The organism is Flavobacterium sp., from assembly GCF_039930565.1.
Classification (GTDB): Bacteria; Bacteroidota; Bacteroidia; order Flavobacteriales; family Flavobacteriaceae; genus Flavobacterium.
The window spans coordinates 1-18,476 of the sequence record NZ_JBDTTP010000081.1 but is presented as its reverse complement, the minus strand read 5'-3'; the positions used below and the strand labels follow the sequence as shown (position 1 = coordinate 18,476).

16 protein-coding genes are annotated in these 18,476 nt (G+C 34.5%); 4 read left to right on the top strand and 12 right to left on the bottom strand.

Annotated features, from left to right (window positions below; genetic code table 11):
• The 7 genes from ABI657_RS16375 to ABI657_RS16345 all read right to left on the bottom strand — a co-directional run.
• The coding region (locus ABI657_RS16375; protein WP_348098343.1) for a hypothetical protein at positions 1-370 on the bottom strand (370 nt) is incomplete at its 3' end.
• Between the two features lie 11 nt (positions 371-381).
• Positions 382-666 carry a DUF4134 domain-containing protein gene (locus ABI657_RS16370; RefSeq protein ID WP_230005156.1) on the bottom strand — a complete coding sequence of 95 codons (285 nt, stop codon included), beginning with the start codon at positions 664-666 and terminating at the stop codon, positions 382-384.
• 199 nt (positions 667-865) lie between these two features.
• The gene (locus ABI657_RS16365; RefSeq protein WP_348098342.1) at positions 866-1,345 is read right to left on the bottom strand and encodes a hypothetical protein; all 480 of its coding nucleotides are present in this window, start codon (positions 1,343-1,345) and stop codon (positions 866-868) included.
• Positions 1,346-1,746: 401 nt separating this feature from the next.
• On the bottom strand, positions 1,747-2,295 hold the full coding sequence (locus ABI657_RS16360; protein WP_348098341.1) for a hypothetical protein: 549 nt from the start codon (positions 2,293-2,295) through the stop codon (positions 1,747-1,749).
• 16 nt (positions 2,296-2,311) lie between these two features.
• On the bottom strand, positions 2,312-2,992 hold the full coding sequence (locus ABI657_RS16355; RefSeq protein ID WP_348098340.1) for a hypothetical protein: 681 nt from the start codon (positions 2,990-2,992) through the stop codon (positions 2,312-2,314).
• A gap of 108 nt (positions 2,993-3,100) precedes the next feature.
• Positions 3,101-3,961 carry a helix-turn-helix domain-containing protein gene (locus ABI657_RS16350; protein WP_348098339.1) on the bottom strand — a complete coding sequence of 287 codons (861 nt, stop codon included), beginning with the start codon at positions 3,959-3,961 and terminating at the stop codon, positions 3,101-3,103.
• Between the two features lie 326 nt (positions 3,962-4,287).
• Positions 4,288-5,025 (bottom strand): hypothetical protein, encoded by a 738-nt coding sequence (locus ABI657_RS16345; protein WP_348098338.1) that lies wholly within the window; start codon positions 5,023-5,025, stop codon positions 4,288-4,290.
• 387 nt (positions 5,026-5,412) lie between these two features.
• On the opposite strand from ABI657_RS16345, the gene ABI657_RS16340 reads away from it, so the two are divergent.
• Complete coding sequence (locus ABI657_RS16340; protein WP_348098337.1) at positions 5,413-7,068, top strand: AraC family transcriptional regulator; 1,656 nt, start codon at positions 5,413-5,415, stop codon at positions 7,066-7,068.
• A gap of 246 nt (positions 7,069-7,314) precedes the next feature.
• Here the strand turns inward: ABI657_RS16340 and ABI657_RS16335 are convergent, their stop codons facing one another.
• Positions 7,315-7,590: a helix-turn-helix transcriptional regulator gene (locus tag ABI657_RS16335; protein ID WP_348098336.1), complete on the bottom strand. Its 276-nt coding sequence runs from the start codon at positions 7,588-7,590 to the stop codon at positions 7,315-7,317.
• 625 nt (positions 7,591-8,215) lie between these two features.
• On the opposite strand from ABI657_RS16335, the gene ABI657_RS16330 reads away from it, so the two are divergent.
• Genes ABI657_RS16330 through ABI657_RS16320 form a run of 3 tightly spaced genes read left to right on the top strand, consistent with a single transcriptional unit; the run spans position 8,216 to position 15,313 of the window.
• A complete protein-coding gene (locus ABI657_RS16330) occupies positions 8,216-11,233 on the top strand; it encodes a SusC/RagA family TonB-linked outer membrane protein (RefSeq protein WP_348098335.1) in 3,018 nt (1,005 codons plus the stop codon).
• Between the two features lie 9 nt (positions 11,234-11,242).
• Positions 11,243-12,646: a RagB/SusD family nutrient uptake outer membrane protein gene (locus tag ABI657_RS16325; RefSeq protein WP_348098334.1), complete on the top strand. Its 1,404-nt coding sequence runs from the start codon at positions 11,243-11,245 to the stop codon at positions 12,644-12,646.
• A gap of 57 nt (positions 12,647-12,703) precedes the next feature.
• Positions 12,704-15,313, top strand: a complete 2,610-nt coding sequence (locus ABI657_RS16320) for a prolyl oligopeptidase family serine peptidase (protein WP_348098333.1) — start codon at positions 12,704-12,706, stop codon at positions 15,311-15,313.
• Between the two features lie 56 nt (positions 15,314-15,369).
• On the opposite strand, the gene ABI657_RS16315 is transcribed toward ABI657_RS16320, so the two are convergent.
• The 4 genes from ABI657_RS16315 to ABI657_RS16300 form a co-directional block, all read right to left on the bottom strand.
• On the bottom strand, positions 15,370-15,627 hold the full coding sequence (locus ABI657_RS16315; RefSeq protein ID WP_348098332.1) for a hypothetical protein: 258 nt from the start codon (positions 15,625-15,627) through the stop codon (positions 15,370-15,372).
• Between the two features lie 194 nt (positions 15,628-15,821).
• Positions 15,822-16,079, bottom strand: a complete 258-nt coding sequence (locus ABI657_RS16310) for a hypothetical protein (protein ID WP_348098331.1) — start codon at positions 16,077-16,079, stop codon at positions 15,822-15,824.
• Positions 16,080-16,181: 102 nt separating this feature from the next.
• A complete protein-coding gene (locus ABI657_RS16305; RefSeq protein ID WP_348098330.1) occupies positions 16,182-17,699 on the bottom strand; it encodes a MauE/DoxX family redox-associated membrane protein in 1,518 nt (505 codons plus the stop codon).
• 367 nt (positions 17,700-18,066) lie between these two features.
• Positions 18,067-18,357: a hypothetical protein gene (locus ABI657_RS16300; RefSeq protein ID WP_348098344.1), complete on the bottom strand. Its 291-nt coding sequence runs from the start codon at positions 18,355-18,357 to the stop codon at positions 18,067-18,069.
• Positions 18,358-18,476 lie beyond the last annotated feature (119 nt).

The following is an 18,476-nucleotide window of genomic DNA, read 5'->3' as shown; positions in this document are numbered from 1 at the left end:
CATTTTCTTTTGTAAAACCAATGGTTTCAAAAATTGGCTTGCAGCTTTCCATAAGGTTGATTACCTCATAGGTAAGGATCCCTGATTCCTGAAAAGCGGCATAGGTTTTCTCAAACTCATCAGAAAGCAGGGAGCGGATATATAAAAACCGGGAAGGTTTCAGATCTTCGGTAAGTACATTGAGACAAATTTCTTCGATGATGTATTTAGGAGTACCATCAGATAACATATCATCCAATATGGATTTAACGCCATCTATTTTTTTATTGAGATAATCCAATACACTGTAATCTTCCTGAAGTGTAAACATCAAATCGGGATTGTTATGAATGATATATATCCATAACTTTTCTTTGAGTATATCTTCCATGATGACCGATTTTAGATCCCAAAGAAGGATTTGATTACGGTAGCCACTACCACCAGAAAAACGCAGCTTCCAAACCAGGCTGCCGCTACTTTTCCGGTATCGGGATCACCTGCGTTCCATTTTTGATATACTTTCACAGCGCCTATTAGTCCGAGTAATGCTCCAACGGCATACATAAGTTCCGTTCCGGCGTCAAAATAACTTCTTACCTGTTGATTGGCTTCATTGATTCCTGCCAGACCATCCTGAGCATAGGTTTCATAACTGATCACAAAAAGGATTTGTACCAGAAACATACAGATACTATTTGTTTTTTGCTCAATAAACTTTTTAAAATTCCAGTTCCATTTTTTCATCACACATTATTTTTAAAGTTTAAAAATTCAGATAAAAAAACGGAGGTATTGCCGCTGTCGCAGTTCCACTTTCCTGTTACATCTGCCATACTGCGCCGGGATGGACAGGGACAGTTCCTCCGTTATATTGTTTTAGATTTTATTCCCAAAGGGCTTCCGCTTCCTTCTGGGTTAAATTGATCGATTCGAGTTTGTCACATTCTGAAACTATCAACTCACTTACTGAGGAATTAAAAGGGGAATTTTTCACTGAAGGAAATTCTCTTAGGAGAAGCTGCAGATAATAGGTAAATTCTTTTTGGACTAATTTTTTCTTTGCGGCATCTGCGATAAAAGTTTTTAATCGTGCCACCAGAGCATCAACGTCCTGAAAGGTAGTATCAAACTCTCCGAAGGAAGCTTGTTCTGAAATTTCTTCAGGTAACTCTTGGTCTTTTAATTCAAATTTAGGATCTTGGTAATTTGAGTTTTCAAATCCACGGAATTGAAATTTCCTTTTTCCTGATATGACTTCTTTGAGGTCATCAAAATAAAATCGAAATCCAACAAATAAATACCAGCTTGGCAATAGCAGAATAACTACAAATATGTAATTAGCCCATGAAATGTTTGTAAACATACCTCATCATTTTATCGTTCTACATTAGTTTCTCACAATCCAGGTTTCTAAATCCGGATCTTCATCATTACAGAGCAAAGAAACAATAGATAACAAACTGCTACAAGTACAACTTTTTGTTGTACCCCAGTTGTACCCCGTTGCACCCCAGTAAAATCAAGGAGAAAAAAAAATAAAAAAAATGTAAAAAAAATAAAAAGAGGCTGTCTCAGTACTAAAAAACTGAAAATTTTAGTAATTATTCTTCAAAGAAATCATTATAAAAGACCTTTTATGAATCTTAAAAGGTGTGATTTCTGATGGTTTTCTGTTAAAGAAAAAAAGAAAGAGGGAAATCTCATAGTTCTGAGACTCCCTCAATTAGATGATAAAATGAATTATTTTAGATAGTTATTCCTGGTCTAAAAAGATAGAAATTCAATTTCTGACTTTTTATCCATAAGCTGCCAGCCATCATCGGCTCGTATAAAATATACTTCATGATTAAGTGTATCTTTCAATCCATTTTTAATTGCAGCAGCAAAAATATTCTTTTTTCGAATTGTAGTGTATTCAACGATGGCCTTATTACCGGAGCTCATAATCCGGATTGATGCAATTGCTCCAAATTCTTCATCTGCTACTTTTATACGCTGAATTTTATGTTTTTTATCAGCTGCAGGTGTTGGTAATAAGTATGGTTTTGCTGTAGAAGTAAAACTCACAAACGAAGTTGTATCCCCAAATTTTCTGGTTTGAAGTACTTTTACAAATCCTTTTTCTACGAGTCCGGACTTAAAAATGATATAAGCATGCGCAGGATCACCACAAAAAATATCATGATCTACAATAGCAGGATAATGATTTTTTTCCAGAATAAGAGCGGTAGCCAATTTCTCATCCAGCTTTTTAGGCTGACAGCCTGTGGTTATCAGAATCAGAGTGGTTAAAATGTAAGATAGCTTTTTCATGTTTTAAATTGTTAAGTTAATATTCTTTAATCTGCTTAATCATACTTTCCAATGTTTCAATTGCTATTTGCTTGTCCCTTTCTTCAAAGATGTAAGCCTTGCTACGCATGGCATTATAAGAAAGATCCACTTTATTGGGAGTGGATAGAAAAGGGACGATTGTTTTAAATAAATGATTCATTGATTTTGAAATAAGAATTTTTAGTTCATCGGATGCTCTAAGTATTAAGGCTGTCTGATCAGTCGAGAGCTTACATAAAACTTTACCTGAAGCAGAGTCTACAACAGAGGACTCAGTTCTCTTCTTTTCAATAATTGAAAAGGACTTATTTAAATAGTTTGCAAATCTTGATTCTATAAAAGTTATTAATTCATCCAGACAAGAAATTAATGTTGCTGTAACCTCTTTTAAATGTTCTCTATGCTCATCATTGCTACAATTTATTTCTGTGATTTTATCCAAAAGAAATAACAATGATGAATAGTAATTTCCAACTAATATTTTTATCTGCTTTTCCTTGGTAAGTGAAAAAACCTGTACCGTAAATTGTGACTGAATTAAAAATGTTTGCTCGGTCGCTTTTTTTATAATCGCTTTGGATTGAATTGGAGTAATCATAGTAAGGTCTGTTTTACTGGGATTAAGGGTTGAAGTCACCGTTAAATCCATCCATTCTAAAAGATAGGTTTGAGTCATTTTTTTTACTTTTACTTAGTAAATATTTCTCTCGACTTGCAATCGAGAGTACTCTAAATCAATGCTTGTAGAACATCCTTACCCGGTCAAAACATATATTATTGGTATTTAATGGGAATTTAAGCGTGCCCGATATTCGGTGGGTGACAGGGAAGTATGCCTTTTAAAAAATTTACTAAAAGAAGAATAAGTATCAAATTGCAATTCTTCTCTAATATTCGAAATGCTTAAATCTTCATTTCCAAGCAAGTTTTTTGCCTCAAGAACAATGGCTTCAACAATAAATCGCTTAGCAGTTTTTTCCGTACATTCCTTAATGATTTTTGTTAGGTTATCAGGTGTCATAGATAACGTCTCAGCATAATATTTAACATCATGATGTTTTCTGCAATTCACTTCTAAAATTTTAAAAAATTGGAGAACTAATTTTTCTTTAAGTGTAATTTTTTTGTTTAACTGTTGAAAATAACGGTGATATTTTTCTGCTAACACATAAAGAAAAAGATTGAAACAAAGTATTAAACCTTCTTCTTTAAAAATTTGTTTACTCGATTTTCTTGTTTTACGGTGCAGCTGCTCCAGCAAAGAGATTAAATATGGCAGGTCTTTATTTTTGATTTCAATTTTCCAAGGAAGTTTCCTAATGTAAAAATCCAAATAACCAATACGCTGTATTCGGATACTATGCTCAAGAACAAACGCTGTTGTAAAGGATAGGAAACAAATTTGTAATTGATCACCTATAATCAAAATTTCAGCTGAAGTTCGTATCGGAACTACTAATAAGTCATTTTCAAAGATAGTAACCGCTCTGTCTTCTATTTGTACAGAAAAAGAACCTGAATTTACAATCAGTATAGAATAATAGTCAGCATTAAATAACTTACTAAATGCTTTTTTAGATGTAAATGTCTTGAAAATGAAGACTTCTAGACCAGTATGATGATATTTTATTTTTTTGCTTACCACAACAATGCTATTTATAAAATTAGGATTATAATCAGTTATAAAATTTACTTCGTAGGAATTCAAGGCGGCAGAAGGTCACTCAGAAAAAAACTGGGACATCAATGAGACAGTTACAAAAAGCAAATTTGACATGCCACTCACAAAAAGTAAATAAGCCAGATAACGCGGGCTGTCACTTTTTATCCCGCCATTTGTGAGGTAGCCAATTATTTCATCGTAAGAGAATAGATCTACGATGAAATAAAGACTAACCAGATTGAAAAGAATCAGAAACACAGTAAAGGTGTATATTATTTCTTTTTCATAGCAATAGATAAAATACATCATCACTCTGTTATTAGATTATGTATCATAATTCCTGTCACAAGTGAGCGTTTTATCGCAAGAGGCGAATTGTCAATAGCACCACTTAGTCCTGCAACACGATGACCAGTAGAGGTATCCCAATCTTTATCCTTTTCTATTATCTCATAATAGATGGAATATCTGACTATAGACGAAGTGGTGAGGATAATTCTCTTATCCTCGTTATTAAATACTGGATTGGCTATCACGGCTAATTCATAGGAAATAATGGACTCGTAAATTTCCTGATAGGATTGGTTTTCCCATAAAATCACATTGCTCATAAAACTAGCAAGACTATCTTTTGCTGCACTTGTCATTGCAGAATTTACAATAGTCTGGTCTAGTTTGACCTGAGGATTATTTATAATTTCTTGTATTATGTTAAGATCAATGGGAAGATTTGTTCCTGGGTTTAAAAGCGTTAAATCATAATTGGCAACTGCAATGATTTCAATTTGTTGACTGATTTGTGCAATTGTAGAGAACTGATAATTACCTGCCAAATAAACATCGAGGATGTCATTGTGCAATTTACCGGCATAGTCATAAAAATTGGCTGGGTTTTCAGGAGTTAAATCTTGCGCCAAACGTGCTGAATTTTGCAATTTATCACTGCTGGTTTTAGTATTAACACTATTAATACTTTCAATAGTATCAGTACTGCAGGAAACGATTAGTAAGGATAAAATCACTATTGGGAATGAAATGTTTTTCATGATTAAAATGTGTAAAATGTGACGGACTACTATTGTAGTCAGTTCATTTCACCCGGGTAAGCAGAACTTTAATTTGGTACGATACCAAATATTTTTGCTTTTGAATTCGAGGCAAATCTAAATGACATTTTCTTATCCTGCAAAAAGTTGTGTACGGATTTCCGAGAAAAACAGTATGGATTTCTCGGAAATCCGTATGCCTTTTTTTGTGCAAATACAACTCATTATCAATTGTTTATGTTATATTTGAGACGATTTTTTGAAAAATATTCCTAAGGCCGTTTATGAGTCGATTTCTTGGCTCTAAAAATGGTTTTACATAGTGAATAATGTCTCATTTTAATTCGAATTATGATTAGAAAGTATCTTTTTTTACTATCTCTTTGTTTGGGAGATCAAATTTACGCGCAGGAAATCCATTTTAAAATTCCTGACACACTTCGAAATAAGGATTATGATTATCTCTTCGATAGGATAGAAGAATCTCAAAATGATAGCAGTAAAAAATCACTGTATCTTAAATCCTTTCTGGTAAAATCAAAAAAAGAAAAGAATTTGGAAGAGGTCGTAAATGGCTATAAAAACTATCTTCACCACTCGCCTGAAAATTTGAAACTAACCTATGCAGACAGTATGATTTACACTGCGAAAAAGTCAAAGGACAATGCTTTGATTGGTTCTGCCTATCTTTCAAAGGGAATTTTATACTATTCCCGGAAAAAACTTAATTATGCATTGGATAATTATCTTATTGCAAATAGTTATATTTCTAAAACTAACGACAAATATTTGATCTATAAGACCAAATACAATATTGCTAACATAAAATACTTTCTTGGTTTTTATGATGAGTCAATTTCTTTGTTTAAGGAATGTATAACCTATTTTAAAGAGAATAATGAGAATAAAGAGAATAATGATAGGGGCTATTTGAATTCATTACATTCTCTGGGTTTGTGTTATAATAGAATCGGTAATTATGGGCTATGCTCCCAGATAAATGAAATAGGACTTGCGGAGGGCAAAAGATTGGCTAATGACGAAATGAGGGAGTATTTCATTCTCTCGGAAGGAGTCAATCAGTATTTCCGAGGCAATTATGCCTCGGCTATTAACAAAATAAATTATTCACTGCACGTTATTCAAAAAAAGAAAGATTTTGGAAATGAAGCGGTTGGTTATTTTTATATTGGAAAAAGCTATTGGGATCTGAAGAATCCCAAAATAGCAATAGATTATTTTAAAAAAGTAGATGCAGTTTTTGAAGATAAAGGATATATTCGTCCGGATCTTCGCAATAATTATGAATTACTAATTAGATACTTTAAATCCAAAAACAACCCTGAACAGCAGCTTTACTATGTCGAAAAACTACTTAAAGTAGATAGTATCCTAACAAACAGATACAAATATGTATCGGGAAGAATTCACAAAGATTATGATACTAAAGAACTATTGGTACAGAAAAAAACTATTGAAAAGTCACTCGCTAAAGAAGAACGTGATAGTTTTATTAAAAGTGGGGTAATAATCTTTTTATTTTTATTTGTGATCTTTCTTATTTATCAACACGTTAGAAACAGAAAACTCTATCGACGTAGATTTGATGAACTGATGAAAAAAGATCAGGTTGATACTAAGTTTGAATCCAAAAATACTAACTATGGAATTGAAGATATAAATCAAGATACTGTCGCATCGATATTAGAACAATTAGAGAAGTTTGAAAAGGGTAAAAGATTTCTGGAAAAAGATTTAACCGAAACAAAGCTGGCAATAGCATTTGATTCAAATATAAAATATCTTTCAAAAATAATAGCACATTATAAAGGAAAGAAATTTGTAACGTATATCAATGATCTAAAAGTGGATTACTTAATTAACCAATTAAAAGAGAATAAAAAATTTCATTATTATAACAATAAAGCATTATCAGAAGAAGCCGGTTTTAGTAGCACAGAACGTTTCGCAAAAGCCTTTTTTTCAAGGACTGGGGTGCCAGCATCCTATTTTATGGAGGAACTTCGAAAGGGAGAATCTTAGTTTGTGATCTTAATCTTTATGATATCTTAATATTTAATTAATTATGAACTCTATTTATCAAAGAATGTATTAATTGATATTTAATTAGATATACATATCGGTACTTCAAATATCTAAAGTACAGGAGTTCTATTTTAAAATCAAAAGCCATGTTTCCAACAACTTTGAATTCCGAATTGACAAGTTATGATACAGAAATGACAGCATACACATTTAATTAATGATTAATTTAAAACTAAATCAAAATCATGTAGTTTTATATGTGGGGTCAATTTCTTTATAGTAATCGTCAAAGTTAAATTCTATATCCAACAGCTCCTTTGGATGAACTCTGAGACCTTTTGCAATTTCAAATAATGTGTTAATTTGAAAATCTATACGACCTTTTTCAAGTTTACTAATTTTAGTAGCATCTAAATTACACTGAGAAGCAATTTTTGCATATGACTCATCTTTTCTAATAAGCTGCATTTTATCTCCAATTTTTTTTCTTAATTCTAAATTAATCTTCTTACTATCCATATATCATAATTTTTCAAGCAAAGTGATATTTTTTAATAAAAAAAACATGGTCGATTTCGACCATGTTTCAAATAATTTTATATATTTGCCTAACGTATACATCTATAAAATGTATATTTGCGATTCTTCATATAAAAACATTTGAAGCATTCGCTTTGAATCTCGCATTAGAAAACTGGTAATTTTTGCACGAGAGGATAAGTAAGATGCTCACGACCATGGCGTGGGCTCACTTATTTGTGCGCGGGTATACCAGTACCTCTAATGCAATAAGCTGAGTTACTGCGCCATTTTTTATTTCTTGGCACAATTCTTCGCTTAAATTCTTAGCAAAGCTTCATAATTTTTCGAAGTTTCGGATTTTGCTATTAACTAACCAAACCCGTGCCTTCATGAATTAAAAACTTTTCAAGTCCTGATTTTTTAAATGCGTACTCTGTCTTATTTTTATTTTGAATTAGTCAACTGTACAATTCGCAAGCTTTAAAAAAGGCAAAATCAATCATTGTTTCAGTATGTTTTTTATTACTGAAACGATACAAAAAAGTCCTCTAACCGGTCACCAAACTAGTATAGAGGACTGAATTAACAAAAACTTTCGTTTCAAATTAACTAACTCAAAATTATGAAAACTTTTTCATTGAACAAAGGGATGGTTGCACTTTGGTATCCGTTTATTTTCGGGTTCTACCTCTTTTGTACACCAGCCTTAGCGCGGAATACCTTACGGTTTTCCATTTTAAAACAACAAACACAGGTCAGTGGTATAGTGACTGATGGCATTCTTCCTCTGTCAGGGGTAAGCATTTCAGTAAAAGACAAAAAAAATACAATCATCACAGACTTCGACGGCAAATTTATGATCACAGTATCACCTTATGACATTCTTATTTTTACGTACATCGGTTTTAAGACAGTCGAAATGCCCATAGCAAGACGTTTAGTAATCAACGTTCAAATGCAGGAAGACGCAACTGCTCTTCAGGAAGTAAAAATCAATGCAGGCTATTATTCTGTAAAAGAAAGTGAGCGCACTGGAAGCATCGCCAGAATCAGTTCAAAAGATATTGAAATACAGCCTGTAACGAATGTGCTTGCTGCTATGCAGGGACGTATGGCAGGTGTCAGTATTATACAAACCACAGGGGTTCCCGGGGGAGGTTTTGATATTAAAATCCGAGGACAGAACAGTATTCGTAGTGACGGTAATAATCCACTCTATATTATAGATGGTGTACCGTACGCTTCGGATCCTATCGGCTATAATCAGACAGCCTCTACATTTCCCACCGTTACAAGTCCGTTGAACAGTATAAATCCTGATACGATTGAAAGTATCGAGATTCTTAAAGATGCTGATGCCACCTCGATCTATGGTTCAAGAGGTGCCAATGGGGTGATTCTTATCACGACTAAAAAAGCAAAGGGAGGAAAAACAGTTGTGAGTATTAAAGCAACAACAGGGGTCGGAACAGTAACTAAATTTATGAAGCTAATGGGTACCGAGCAGTATCTGGCTATGCGAAAACAAGCTTTTATCAATGATGGTCTAACCCAGTATAATCAATGGGACTACGATATAAACGGGACATGGGATCAGAATCGTGAAACTGATTGGCAGAAAGAGTTTTTAGGAGGTACTGCGCAGATAACCGATGTGCAAGCCTCACTCTCGGGCGGCTCTGAGAAAACGCAGTTTTTATTAAGCAGTTCTTACCACACAGAATCTACAGTCTTTCCTGGCCAGTATATATACAAGAAAGGAGGGACGCAGTTCAGCATGAGCCACCGCTCTGAAGATAATAGGTTCAAACTCGCTTTGTCGGCAGGATATAATATTCAGGATAATGATCAGCCTGCATATGATCTTACTGCAAGTTCAAGATATTTAGCCCCAAATGCGCCTGCCCTTTATGATACCGCCGGCAATTTAAATTGGGAAAATGGAACCTGGCAGAACCCGCTTCGTTACAGAGATGCGGAATTTAGATCCAAAACAAATGATCTTATTACCAGCGCAGTATTATCATATGATCTTTTTGATAATCTAGTTTTGAAGAGTAATTTTGGTTTTACAGATTTAAGACATGACGAAAGTCGTACTTCACCTTCCACAATCTATAATCCTGCTTACCAGTTGACCAGTGCCTACTCTGGTATTTACCTAAACAATACCGGCCGACAGTCATGGATAGTGGAACCACAGCTAAGTTGGGAAAAAGAAATAACCTTAGGTAAAATCAGTATTCTGGCGGGAGGAACTTTCCAGAGCCAAAGCACAGAGCGGCTGTATCAATTCGGAAGCGGTTTCACATCAAATGATTTGATATATGATCTGGCATCTGCAACTACCGTTCGGGTTTTATTAAGTGATGATGCGCTTTATAAATATCAGGCGTTCTTCGCACGGATTAACTATAACTGGCAAGACCTTTATATTGTAAACATTACAGGAAGGCGCGACGGCTCAAGCCGGTTTGGTCCGGGTAATCAGTTTGCTAATTTCGGCGCAGTGGGTGTGGCATGGATTTTCACCAAAGAAAAATTTTTAAAAGAAAATTCATGGTTGAGCTTTGGTAAACTTCGGAGCAGTTATGGAACAACTGGAAGTGACCAGATTGGTGATTACCAGTTTCTCGATACCTATACCTCATCCGGACTTAATTATGATTCAAATGTGGGATTACAGCCATCACGTCTTTATAACCCTTATTTTGGATGGGAAACAAATAAAAAAACGGAAGCTGCTTTAGAGATGGGCTTCCTTCATGATAAAATATTTACAACCGTAGCATGGTATCAAAACCGTTCCTCTAATCAACTGGTGGGTGTTCCTTTGGCAGGAACTACAGGCTTTCAGTCAATGCAGGCCAATTTAGATGCCGTTGTTCAGAATACGGGATTAGAATTCACCATACGTACTCAGAACTTCAATACGCAAAACTTTAAATGGACAACAAGTCTGAATCTTACTTTTGCCAAAAATAAGCTGATAAGCTTTCCGGGACTTTCAGCGTCCCCTTACAATGAAAAATATCGTATCGGTGAGCCTTTAAACATTGAGCTGAATTATAAATACATAGGAATTAACAGTCAGACAGGTGTTTATCTTTTCGAGGATATGAATAAAGATGAAATCCTATCTTTTCCTGAGGACAAGCAGAGTGTGGTTGATTTCAACCCGAAGTACTATGGAGGACTTCAAAATCAGCTCTCGTACAAGCAATGGAAACTTGATTTCCTTTTTCAGTTTGTAAAACAGGAAAATCGCAGCTATTACAATGGTTTTGTCGGGCAGATGTCCAATCAGCCGGCAAGGGTAACCGACAGCTGGACAAATCCTGGCGATAATGCGTCATACCAGATTTACACCAGCGGTTATAACGAAGATGCGGTCACTGCTGATTATCTGTACAGCCAAAGCATAGGCTCGATTACAGATGCCTCTTTTATTCGCTTAAAGAATGTTGCCATTTCCTATGACGTGCCTCTAAATATGAAATCAACACATTGCCAACTTATACTGCAAGGACAAAATCTGCTCACTTTTACAAAATACAGAGATGGGGATCCTGAATTTATAGCCTCAGGCTATCTTCCTCCTCTGAAAATTATCACTGCCGGAATTCAACTCACTTTTTAATTATCTGTCATGAAAAAATTAACGTTAAAAATTATTTCTATGCACCAAATGTTACTTTTTCAAGTAATAACAATGGTGTTTCTGACCTCATGTGATTCTTTTGTAGAAGTTGATCTGCCTAAATCACAGTTAACCACAGTTTCAGTTTTTGATAACTATGCAACTGCAAACGCGGCTTTGGCCGATATTTATTCTAAAATGAGAGATCAGGGCTTACTTACCGGTACTGCGTCCGGCATTTCTAATCAATTAGGTAATTATACTGATGAGTTAACCTGTTTTGCAAGTCCGGGAGATCCAACACTTCCTTTTTACACAAACGCACTTCTGCCTGCAAATTCCACTATAACAGATTACTGGAATATAAGCTATAACCAAATTTATGCTGCTAATGCTGTAATTGAAGGCGTGGATCTCAGTAAGAAACTAAGTGTAATTGAAAAAGAGCAATTAAAAGGAGAAGCTCTTTTTATCAGGGCTTTGGTGCATTTTTACCTAACTAATCTCTATGGAGATATCCCTTATATTATTTCGACGGACCATAAGAGCAATAATACCGCCGAGAAGAGTCCGGTTAAAGTTGTTTATAATAATATTATTTTGGATTTAGAATCATCTGCAATGCTGCTGAAGCCAGATTATAAAAATGCGGAAAGAATCCGGCCCAACCAATTTGCAGTCAAGGCATTATTGGCAAGGGTATATCTGTATGACGAATCATGGGCAGAAGCATCAAATGCTGCATCAGCGGTATTAAATGCTGTAAATCTTTATGCTATTGAAGATAATCCTTCGCTCGTATTTCTAAAAAATTCCACGGAAACGCTTTGGCAATTTCAGCCATCCGCTTCGGGAAAAAATACAGATGAAGCAGGTATTTTTATATTTTTCTCAGGTCCTCCACCCCTTGTAGCTTTAAGTAATAATCTGATAGAATCATTCGATCCTGTTGATCTGAGAAAAGTAAATTGGACAGCGGCTGTAAGCGAAGGCACCACTCAATGGTACCATTCCTATAAATATAAAGAGTTTAATAATACAGCGTCCTCTATGGAATACTCCGTGATACTCCGCCTCGCCGAACAATATCTCATTAGAGCTGAAGCGAGGGCAAAACAGGGAGATCTTATAGGTGCTAAAGAAGATTTGAACAGAATAAGGAAGCGTGCCGGGCTGACTGATACTGAGGCAGTATCCTCACAAGAAATAATTAACGCTGTTTTACGCGAAAGAAGATGGGAACTGTTTACGGAATATGGACAACGTTTTTTTGACCTTAAACGTTCGGGAGAAATTGATAATGCTCTCTCAACTGTAAAAACAGGTTGGAATTCAACAGATGTTTTATTTCCCCTGCCTCAAAATGAATTAAGTATTAATCCAAAACTGCGCCCGCAGAATACCGGTTATTAGAGTATGATACCGCAAAATATTTTTCCGGTCGGACAAGAAAAACAGGAATTCCTGTGCATGAAGCTAAAATTAGCTTTATTTTTATTTTTTATTTTGCCATTAGTAGCCTGTCCCTTATGGGGGCAGGTGGTGCAAAAGAAACAGCTGAGAGAATCCGATTATCAGAAATGGGGAGAACTTATAGTTGAAAATATTTCTCCAAATGGACAGTGGATCAGTTACAGAATGGTCTACGATAATGATAGAGATACTTTATTTGTACGTAATACTTCAAACCGTAAAACTTACAATTTTTCAAAAGGCGTATTTCCTCGTTTTGCCGGAAATGAACACCTCATCTACAAAGATAAAAACAACCTTCATACTTTAAATTTAACAACAGGTAAAAACGAATCTTATACTACTGACACGCAGATTGAATATTCTCATCTCAGAGATCAGATTATTATACTATTAAAAAAAGAAAAGACTCTACAGCTGCATAATTTATTTACAAGTGTGATCCATAAAGTGCATGAAGTAGTATATTTTTCAATGAGCCCCAATGGGAAAGAAATTATTATTCTGCTAAAAATAAATCAAAAATATTCTGTTGGACTTCTAAGTTTGAGTAACACTCCGGAAATAAACTGGATTATAAAGGAAGAGCCTGGTAAGTTTTATAATTTCACATGGGAAGAAAATGGAAAAGCGGTGGCTTTTTACAGCTCATTGGACTCCAGTGAAAATGATATTAATCTGTGTTTATACAATCTGCAGGTAAAGAAATTATCTCGGCTTAGTCCAAATGAACAAAGTAATTTTCCCCCTGATAAAATTTTTGACAAGGACAGATCTTATCCCCTGAGCATATCCCCTGATTTAGAAAAAGTCTTCTTTTATCTTTCTCCACAAAATAGGCTTATTGAACAGAAAGCCGGCCACACGGTGGAAGTTTGGAATACTGCCGATAAATGGATTTATCCACGAGAACAAAGATCAGGGAGGTTTTATGAAAAAGCAAATCTGGCCGTGTGGCATCCTGCATCTGGGGTTATTGTCCAAATTCCATCTGCTGAATTTCCTAGTGTAATGCTCACTGGAAACAAAAAAATGGCAGTTGTATCGAATCCTAAACAATATGAACCCCAATTTGAAATTGAAGCTCCACGGGATTATTATATAATGAATCTTGACACAGGTAATAAAGAAATACTACTTAAAGAACAAAGCGAATTTTATTCTGATCTGCTGCCATCACCATCAGGTAAGTTTATTGCATACTACAGTAATAATAATTGGTGGATTTATGATATTAAAGTTAAGACCCACATCAACATCACAAAGAAAATAAAAGTTCCTTTTTTTGGTCGGGTATATGTTCTTGGGGGAGATTCTTCTTATGGAAATGCAGGATGGACATCAAACGATGGTGAAATCTTATTGTATGATCAATATGATATCTGGGCAATAACGAACGATGGGACATCAGCCAGAAGACTAACTAACGGAAGAGAAACTAAAACTAAATTCAGACTAAATACACTCGGAGCTTATGATCTTCTTGTTCAGAATTTTGACGGCTGGAAAAGTGTTACTATTGATTTAAACGATAAACTGATTCTTCGCGCAGAAGGTGATGATGGTAAGACAGGATATTACAGCTGGGAGAAAAAAAGTGGGATAAAACAAATTGTTTACGGTGACAGTTCTTTTGATAATATGCATTACATAAAAAAGTATCATTTATATATGTATCAGGAGCAACGATTTGATCTTCCTCCCAGGCTAATTTTAAAAAAAAATAAATCAAAGGAAAAAATCATTTTTCAAAGCAATACGCATTGCAATCAATATAACTGGGGACGGTCTGAACTTATAAGATATAGCAATTCGAAAGGAAAAGAATTACAAGGCATTTTATACTATCCCGCAAATTACAATCCCAATAAAAAGTATCCAATGATTGTTTATATTTACGAAAAACAATCTCAGCGGGTTCACAGATATATTAATCCGACTTTATTTTCCGGTAATGGCTTTAATGAATCTGTGATGACAACAAAAGACTATTTTGTTTTATGTCCCGATATTGAACATGAAACTGGAAAAGTTGGAGAAAATACCTTAGACTGTACTGTAAGTGCAACCAATTACATCATTAACCAAAACTTTATAGATCCATTGAAAATTGGATTGATGGGAGAATCTTTTGGAGGATATGAGACCAACTTTATAATTACCCAAACAGACCTTTTTGCTGCAGCTGTTTCCGGAGGTTCAATTGCTGATTTGACCAGTTTTTATCTGACTGTAGGCTGGGACCTGAATATTTCTGATATGAGCCGTTTTCAAAGCCAGCAGTGGCGCATGGGGAAAACTCCTTTTGAGGATCCTGATTTATATTCAAAAAATTCTCCTATATCCAATGCTGCTTCTATCAGAACCCCAATTTTATTATGGGCTGGAAAAGAAGATTGGCATGTCAACTGGCAACAGAGTGTGGAATTTTATATGGCCCTGAGAAGATTGGGAAAAACTGCTACAATGCTGTTATACCCGGATGAAAAACATATCCTAATGAAAGAAAAAAATCAAATAAATCTAAGTCTCAGAATCAATCAATGGTTTGATTATTACCTGAAAAATGACCAGTCAGTTACATGGGCGAAAGAGGCTGTTAATTGAAGATAAAAAACAATGCAGTTCTATTTAGAACTGCATTGCCTTTTAACATCCTTTAATTAAGGACGATAAAGAATCTCTTGGCAGTTATTATCCTTTCCAAAAGCCTGCTGTCCATTAGCCTGACACATTTGAGGTCTGGGTATAGTATTACAACTTACCGGAACATTACAGGGCAATTGAGCGCTGTTTACGTATCCAGTTTTAGGAGCTGCCTTTGTTGCACTCTGCATAGAAGTGGTCAAAAAAGCACCTGAAATTCCCATTACTGCAACTAGTGCAAAAGGCATTGTCGATTTTAAAAATGTGGTTTTCATAATAATATGTATTAAGGTTAAAATGATCTACTATTTTCTACAGGTGTTCGATCTTATTCCTGCTACCGGCCGAGTATACTTTGCTATATATTTTTATCAAATTTTTTAGATCAGGTCTTTGCAAATAGAATAATAAATCCAGCCAATTATAAAGTACAAATGGCCAGCTGATAAAAACTTAGATTTAACTTTGGTCATTGTGGACGATAAAGGACATCTTGACAATTATTATTCTTACCAAAAGCCTGCTGTCCATTTGCCTGACAAATAAAACCTACAATATTGCTGCAGTTCACAGGCACATTGCAGGGCGATTGAGCATTGTTTATATATCCAATTACAGGAATCGTCTTTGACGGACTCTTAGTAACACTGGTTAAAAAAGTTCCTGAGATTCCAATTACTACAACTATTGCAAAGGACAATGTTGATTTTAGAAAAGTGGATTTCATAATGTTATGTATTAAGATTATATTGATCTGTTATACTTTGTAATTTTAGATGTTTTTCCCGACACTATCAGGTACACTTTTGTATACTTAAGGGGATGTCTGTTAATTGGATTCCATCTCCTTTTTAAGATTTTCCCTTAGCTCATACTTTAAGAGTTTTGTTCCAATTAAAACGAACAGATGTCGATCTGTTAGTAACATAGATTTGAGTTTGTTCTCTCCAATTTCAAAAATTGGAAAACTTAAAATGTAACTGTTTTTCCTGATGTCATAGACATCAATAACCGAAGCGTGTTTCCAGATCGCAGGATCTTCATAGAGACCGGGAATTTTTGATTCTACCAACAACAGGTTATTGTGCAGCGTACTTTGAGAATTAACTATAAGAGGCGGAGCAGACATTTTTCGTACTGTTTCATTTTTTAGAAAGGCCACCTTTATTTTTGCCTTCGAAATAGTATCGATGGTTTTGCCGCGATACACTAATTTTCCTTCCTTATTGGCTACTATAATTTCGTTCCGATAAAAATAAACATATACTGCTCTTTGCATTTTACCGCTGTAAAGCAACATACCATCGGTATCAAAAATTCCGTCAAGCTGCTTTTGTAATAAACTCGGCGCATACTGAATTTTAGTGTCTTTTTTTTGGAAATATATTCCTAGAATATTGGCAGATCTCACCCCGGTATTATTTCGAAAAATAAAAGAGGATGTATCGATGGGCTCCGCTGCTGTAAAACGTGGAGGTTCTTTTAAATCAGAAGTAATCTTCCAGTTTATTGTACTGCCTGTATATATGCATGGAACAGTTCCATCCATTAGATAAAATTGTTTTCCCCTTACTAAAGTTTTGATGGCTTGAAATGGAATCTGATGGTCAATAATCTCTATTTTATTTGTTTTCTCAAATTTGAAGGAGGTGTCAACAGATAAGATCTGCAAAGGTGTTGTGTAATTACCCAAATAGATTTTATCTGCGCTGCTTCCTGAGAAATAATAAGAATTATATTTTAAATCTTTGGTATGTACGAGATGCACGGATCTTTTAATATAACGTCTAACAAATGGATTTTTATGCTGCATAATTTCTTCGGATGCGAGAAATAAAGCGATAATAGCTACTGTACTTAATGATATAAAAATCGGAATAGTTTTAATAGGCGAGAATTTGTTTTTTACAGTGTTGCTTTTAACTTTCAATTTATAACTCAAAACGATTGCCAAGACTGCTAATCCCACAAAGAAAATATTAAAAACTAAATGAACATTCCAACTCATTTTCTCTAATATCCCACCACAGGAACAGGGAACGAAAGAGCTGTAATGAAGGACAATATAAATATATGCTGTAAACATAGTCATTAGGCACAGCGAAGCATATAGACCGTAATCGCGTAATTGTGGTACAAACAAAAAAGTTGCGATTAATAACTCAATAGCAGGCACAAAAAAGGATACTGGAGAAGCAAAAGCACTAAGCAACGGAGACTGTCCTAACTGGACTTGAAAATTTTCGAAATCTAATAATTTGCTTACTGCTGCATAGAAAAATAGAAGAACGTACAAAAGGCAAACGATCTCAATTATAGCACTCTTACTCTTTATATTAAACTTCATATTTTCTGATCTTTAAGTTGATGACGACTATGAATTACTATACGCATGAAACTTTTATTTCGATTTTCAATTTTTCTTTTATTTAAGAGATAAATTATAATACCGAAATTCAAATTCCATTAAACTCAAAAAAAAGAAAAGCATATTAATATGATTCCATTATTTGGAGCTGGATCGAAAACAAAATTACAATAGGTTGTTATATAAAGTGTTATCCAAATCCTGCCAAAATTTTCCCTTATCCTGCCATTTTTATTGCACATAATGCAAAAGAGATATTTTTCTTACGTATTGAACTTGTAAAAGCAAAATGCCAATAAATATTTATTATTTATTGGCATTATTTTACGCTACATTCATTGCCTATTTACTTTCCGATTTCGCTCAAGGTTTTCAGCTTTTCACTAAGTTCAATAAGGCCCGTTTTTTGTAAACATTCGGCTCCAAATAATTTTAGTTCCTGAAGATTTTCTTCCGGGACACTCCTCATGAGAATCGATGGTTTATCATTATCCTTAGCAGATAATCCACGTTCAATAACATGGTTTAATAGCAGTACATTTTTTCGTGAAATTTTCAAATCAATCTTCACTACATCATTCATGCTAGGGATACTAAGTACAGTATCTAAAACCTGAGCCACATCATTTGTTGTCATAATCTTCACGTTTTTAATTAATAATTTATTTCTACAAAGGTATAAAGGGAGTATTAAAGTCTCATGGACATAATATGTCCATCATAGGTAAAATCCATTTCGCTTACTTAATTTTGTAT

Coding starts and splice junctions, on each gene's coding strand:
- ABI657_RS16320 (WP_348098333.1), top strand. CDS start 12,704: ATGAAGCTAAAATTAGCTTTATTTTTATTTTTTATTTTGCCATTAGTA.
- ABI657_RS16325 (WP_348098334.1), top strand. CDS start 11,243: ATGAAAAAATTAACGTTAAAAATTATTTCTATGCACCAAATGTTACTT.
- ABI657_RS16305 (WP_348098330.1), bottom strand. CDS start 17,699: ATGAAGTTTAATATAAAGAGTAAGAGTGCTATAATTGAGATCGTTTGC.
- ABI657_RS16315 (WP_348098332.1), bottom strand. CDS start 15,627: ATGAAAACCACATTTTTAAAATCGACAATGCCTTTTGCACTAGTTGCA.
- ABI657_RS16310 (WP_348098331.1), bottom strand. CDS start 16,079: ATGAAATCCACTTTTCTAAAATCAACATTGTCCTTTGCAATAGTTGTA.
- ABI657_RS16365 (WP_348098342.1), bottom strand. CDS start 1,345: ATGTTTACAAACATTTCATGGGCTAATTACATATTTGTAGTTATTCTG.
- ABI657_RS16370 (WP_230005156.1), bottom strand. CDS start 666: ATGTTTCTGGTACAAATCCTTTTTGTGATCAGTTATGAAACCTATGCT.
- ABI657_RS16335 (WP_348098336.1), bottom strand. CDS start 7,590: ATGGATAGTAAGAAGATTAATTTAGAATTAAGAAAAAAAATTGGAGAT.
- ABI657_RS16360 (WP_348098341.1), bottom strand. CDS start 2,295: ATGAAAAAGCTATCTTACATTTTAACCACTCTGATTCTGATAACCACA.
- ABI657_RS16355 (WP_348098340.1), bottom strand. CDS start 2,992: ATGACTCAAACCTATCTTTTAGAATGGATGGATTTAACGGTGACTTCA.
- ABI657_RS16345 (WP_348098338.1), bottom strand. CDS start 5,025: ATGAAAAACATTTCATTCCCAATAGTGATTTTATCCTTACTAATCGTT.
- ABI657_RS16300 (WP_348098344.1), bottom strand. CDS start 18,357: ATGACAACAAATGATGTGGCTCAGGTTTTAGATACTGTACTTAGTATC.
- ABI657_RS16330 (WP_348098335.1), top strand. CDS start 8,216: ATGAAAACTTTTTCATTGAACAAAGGGATGGTTGCACTTTGGTATCCG.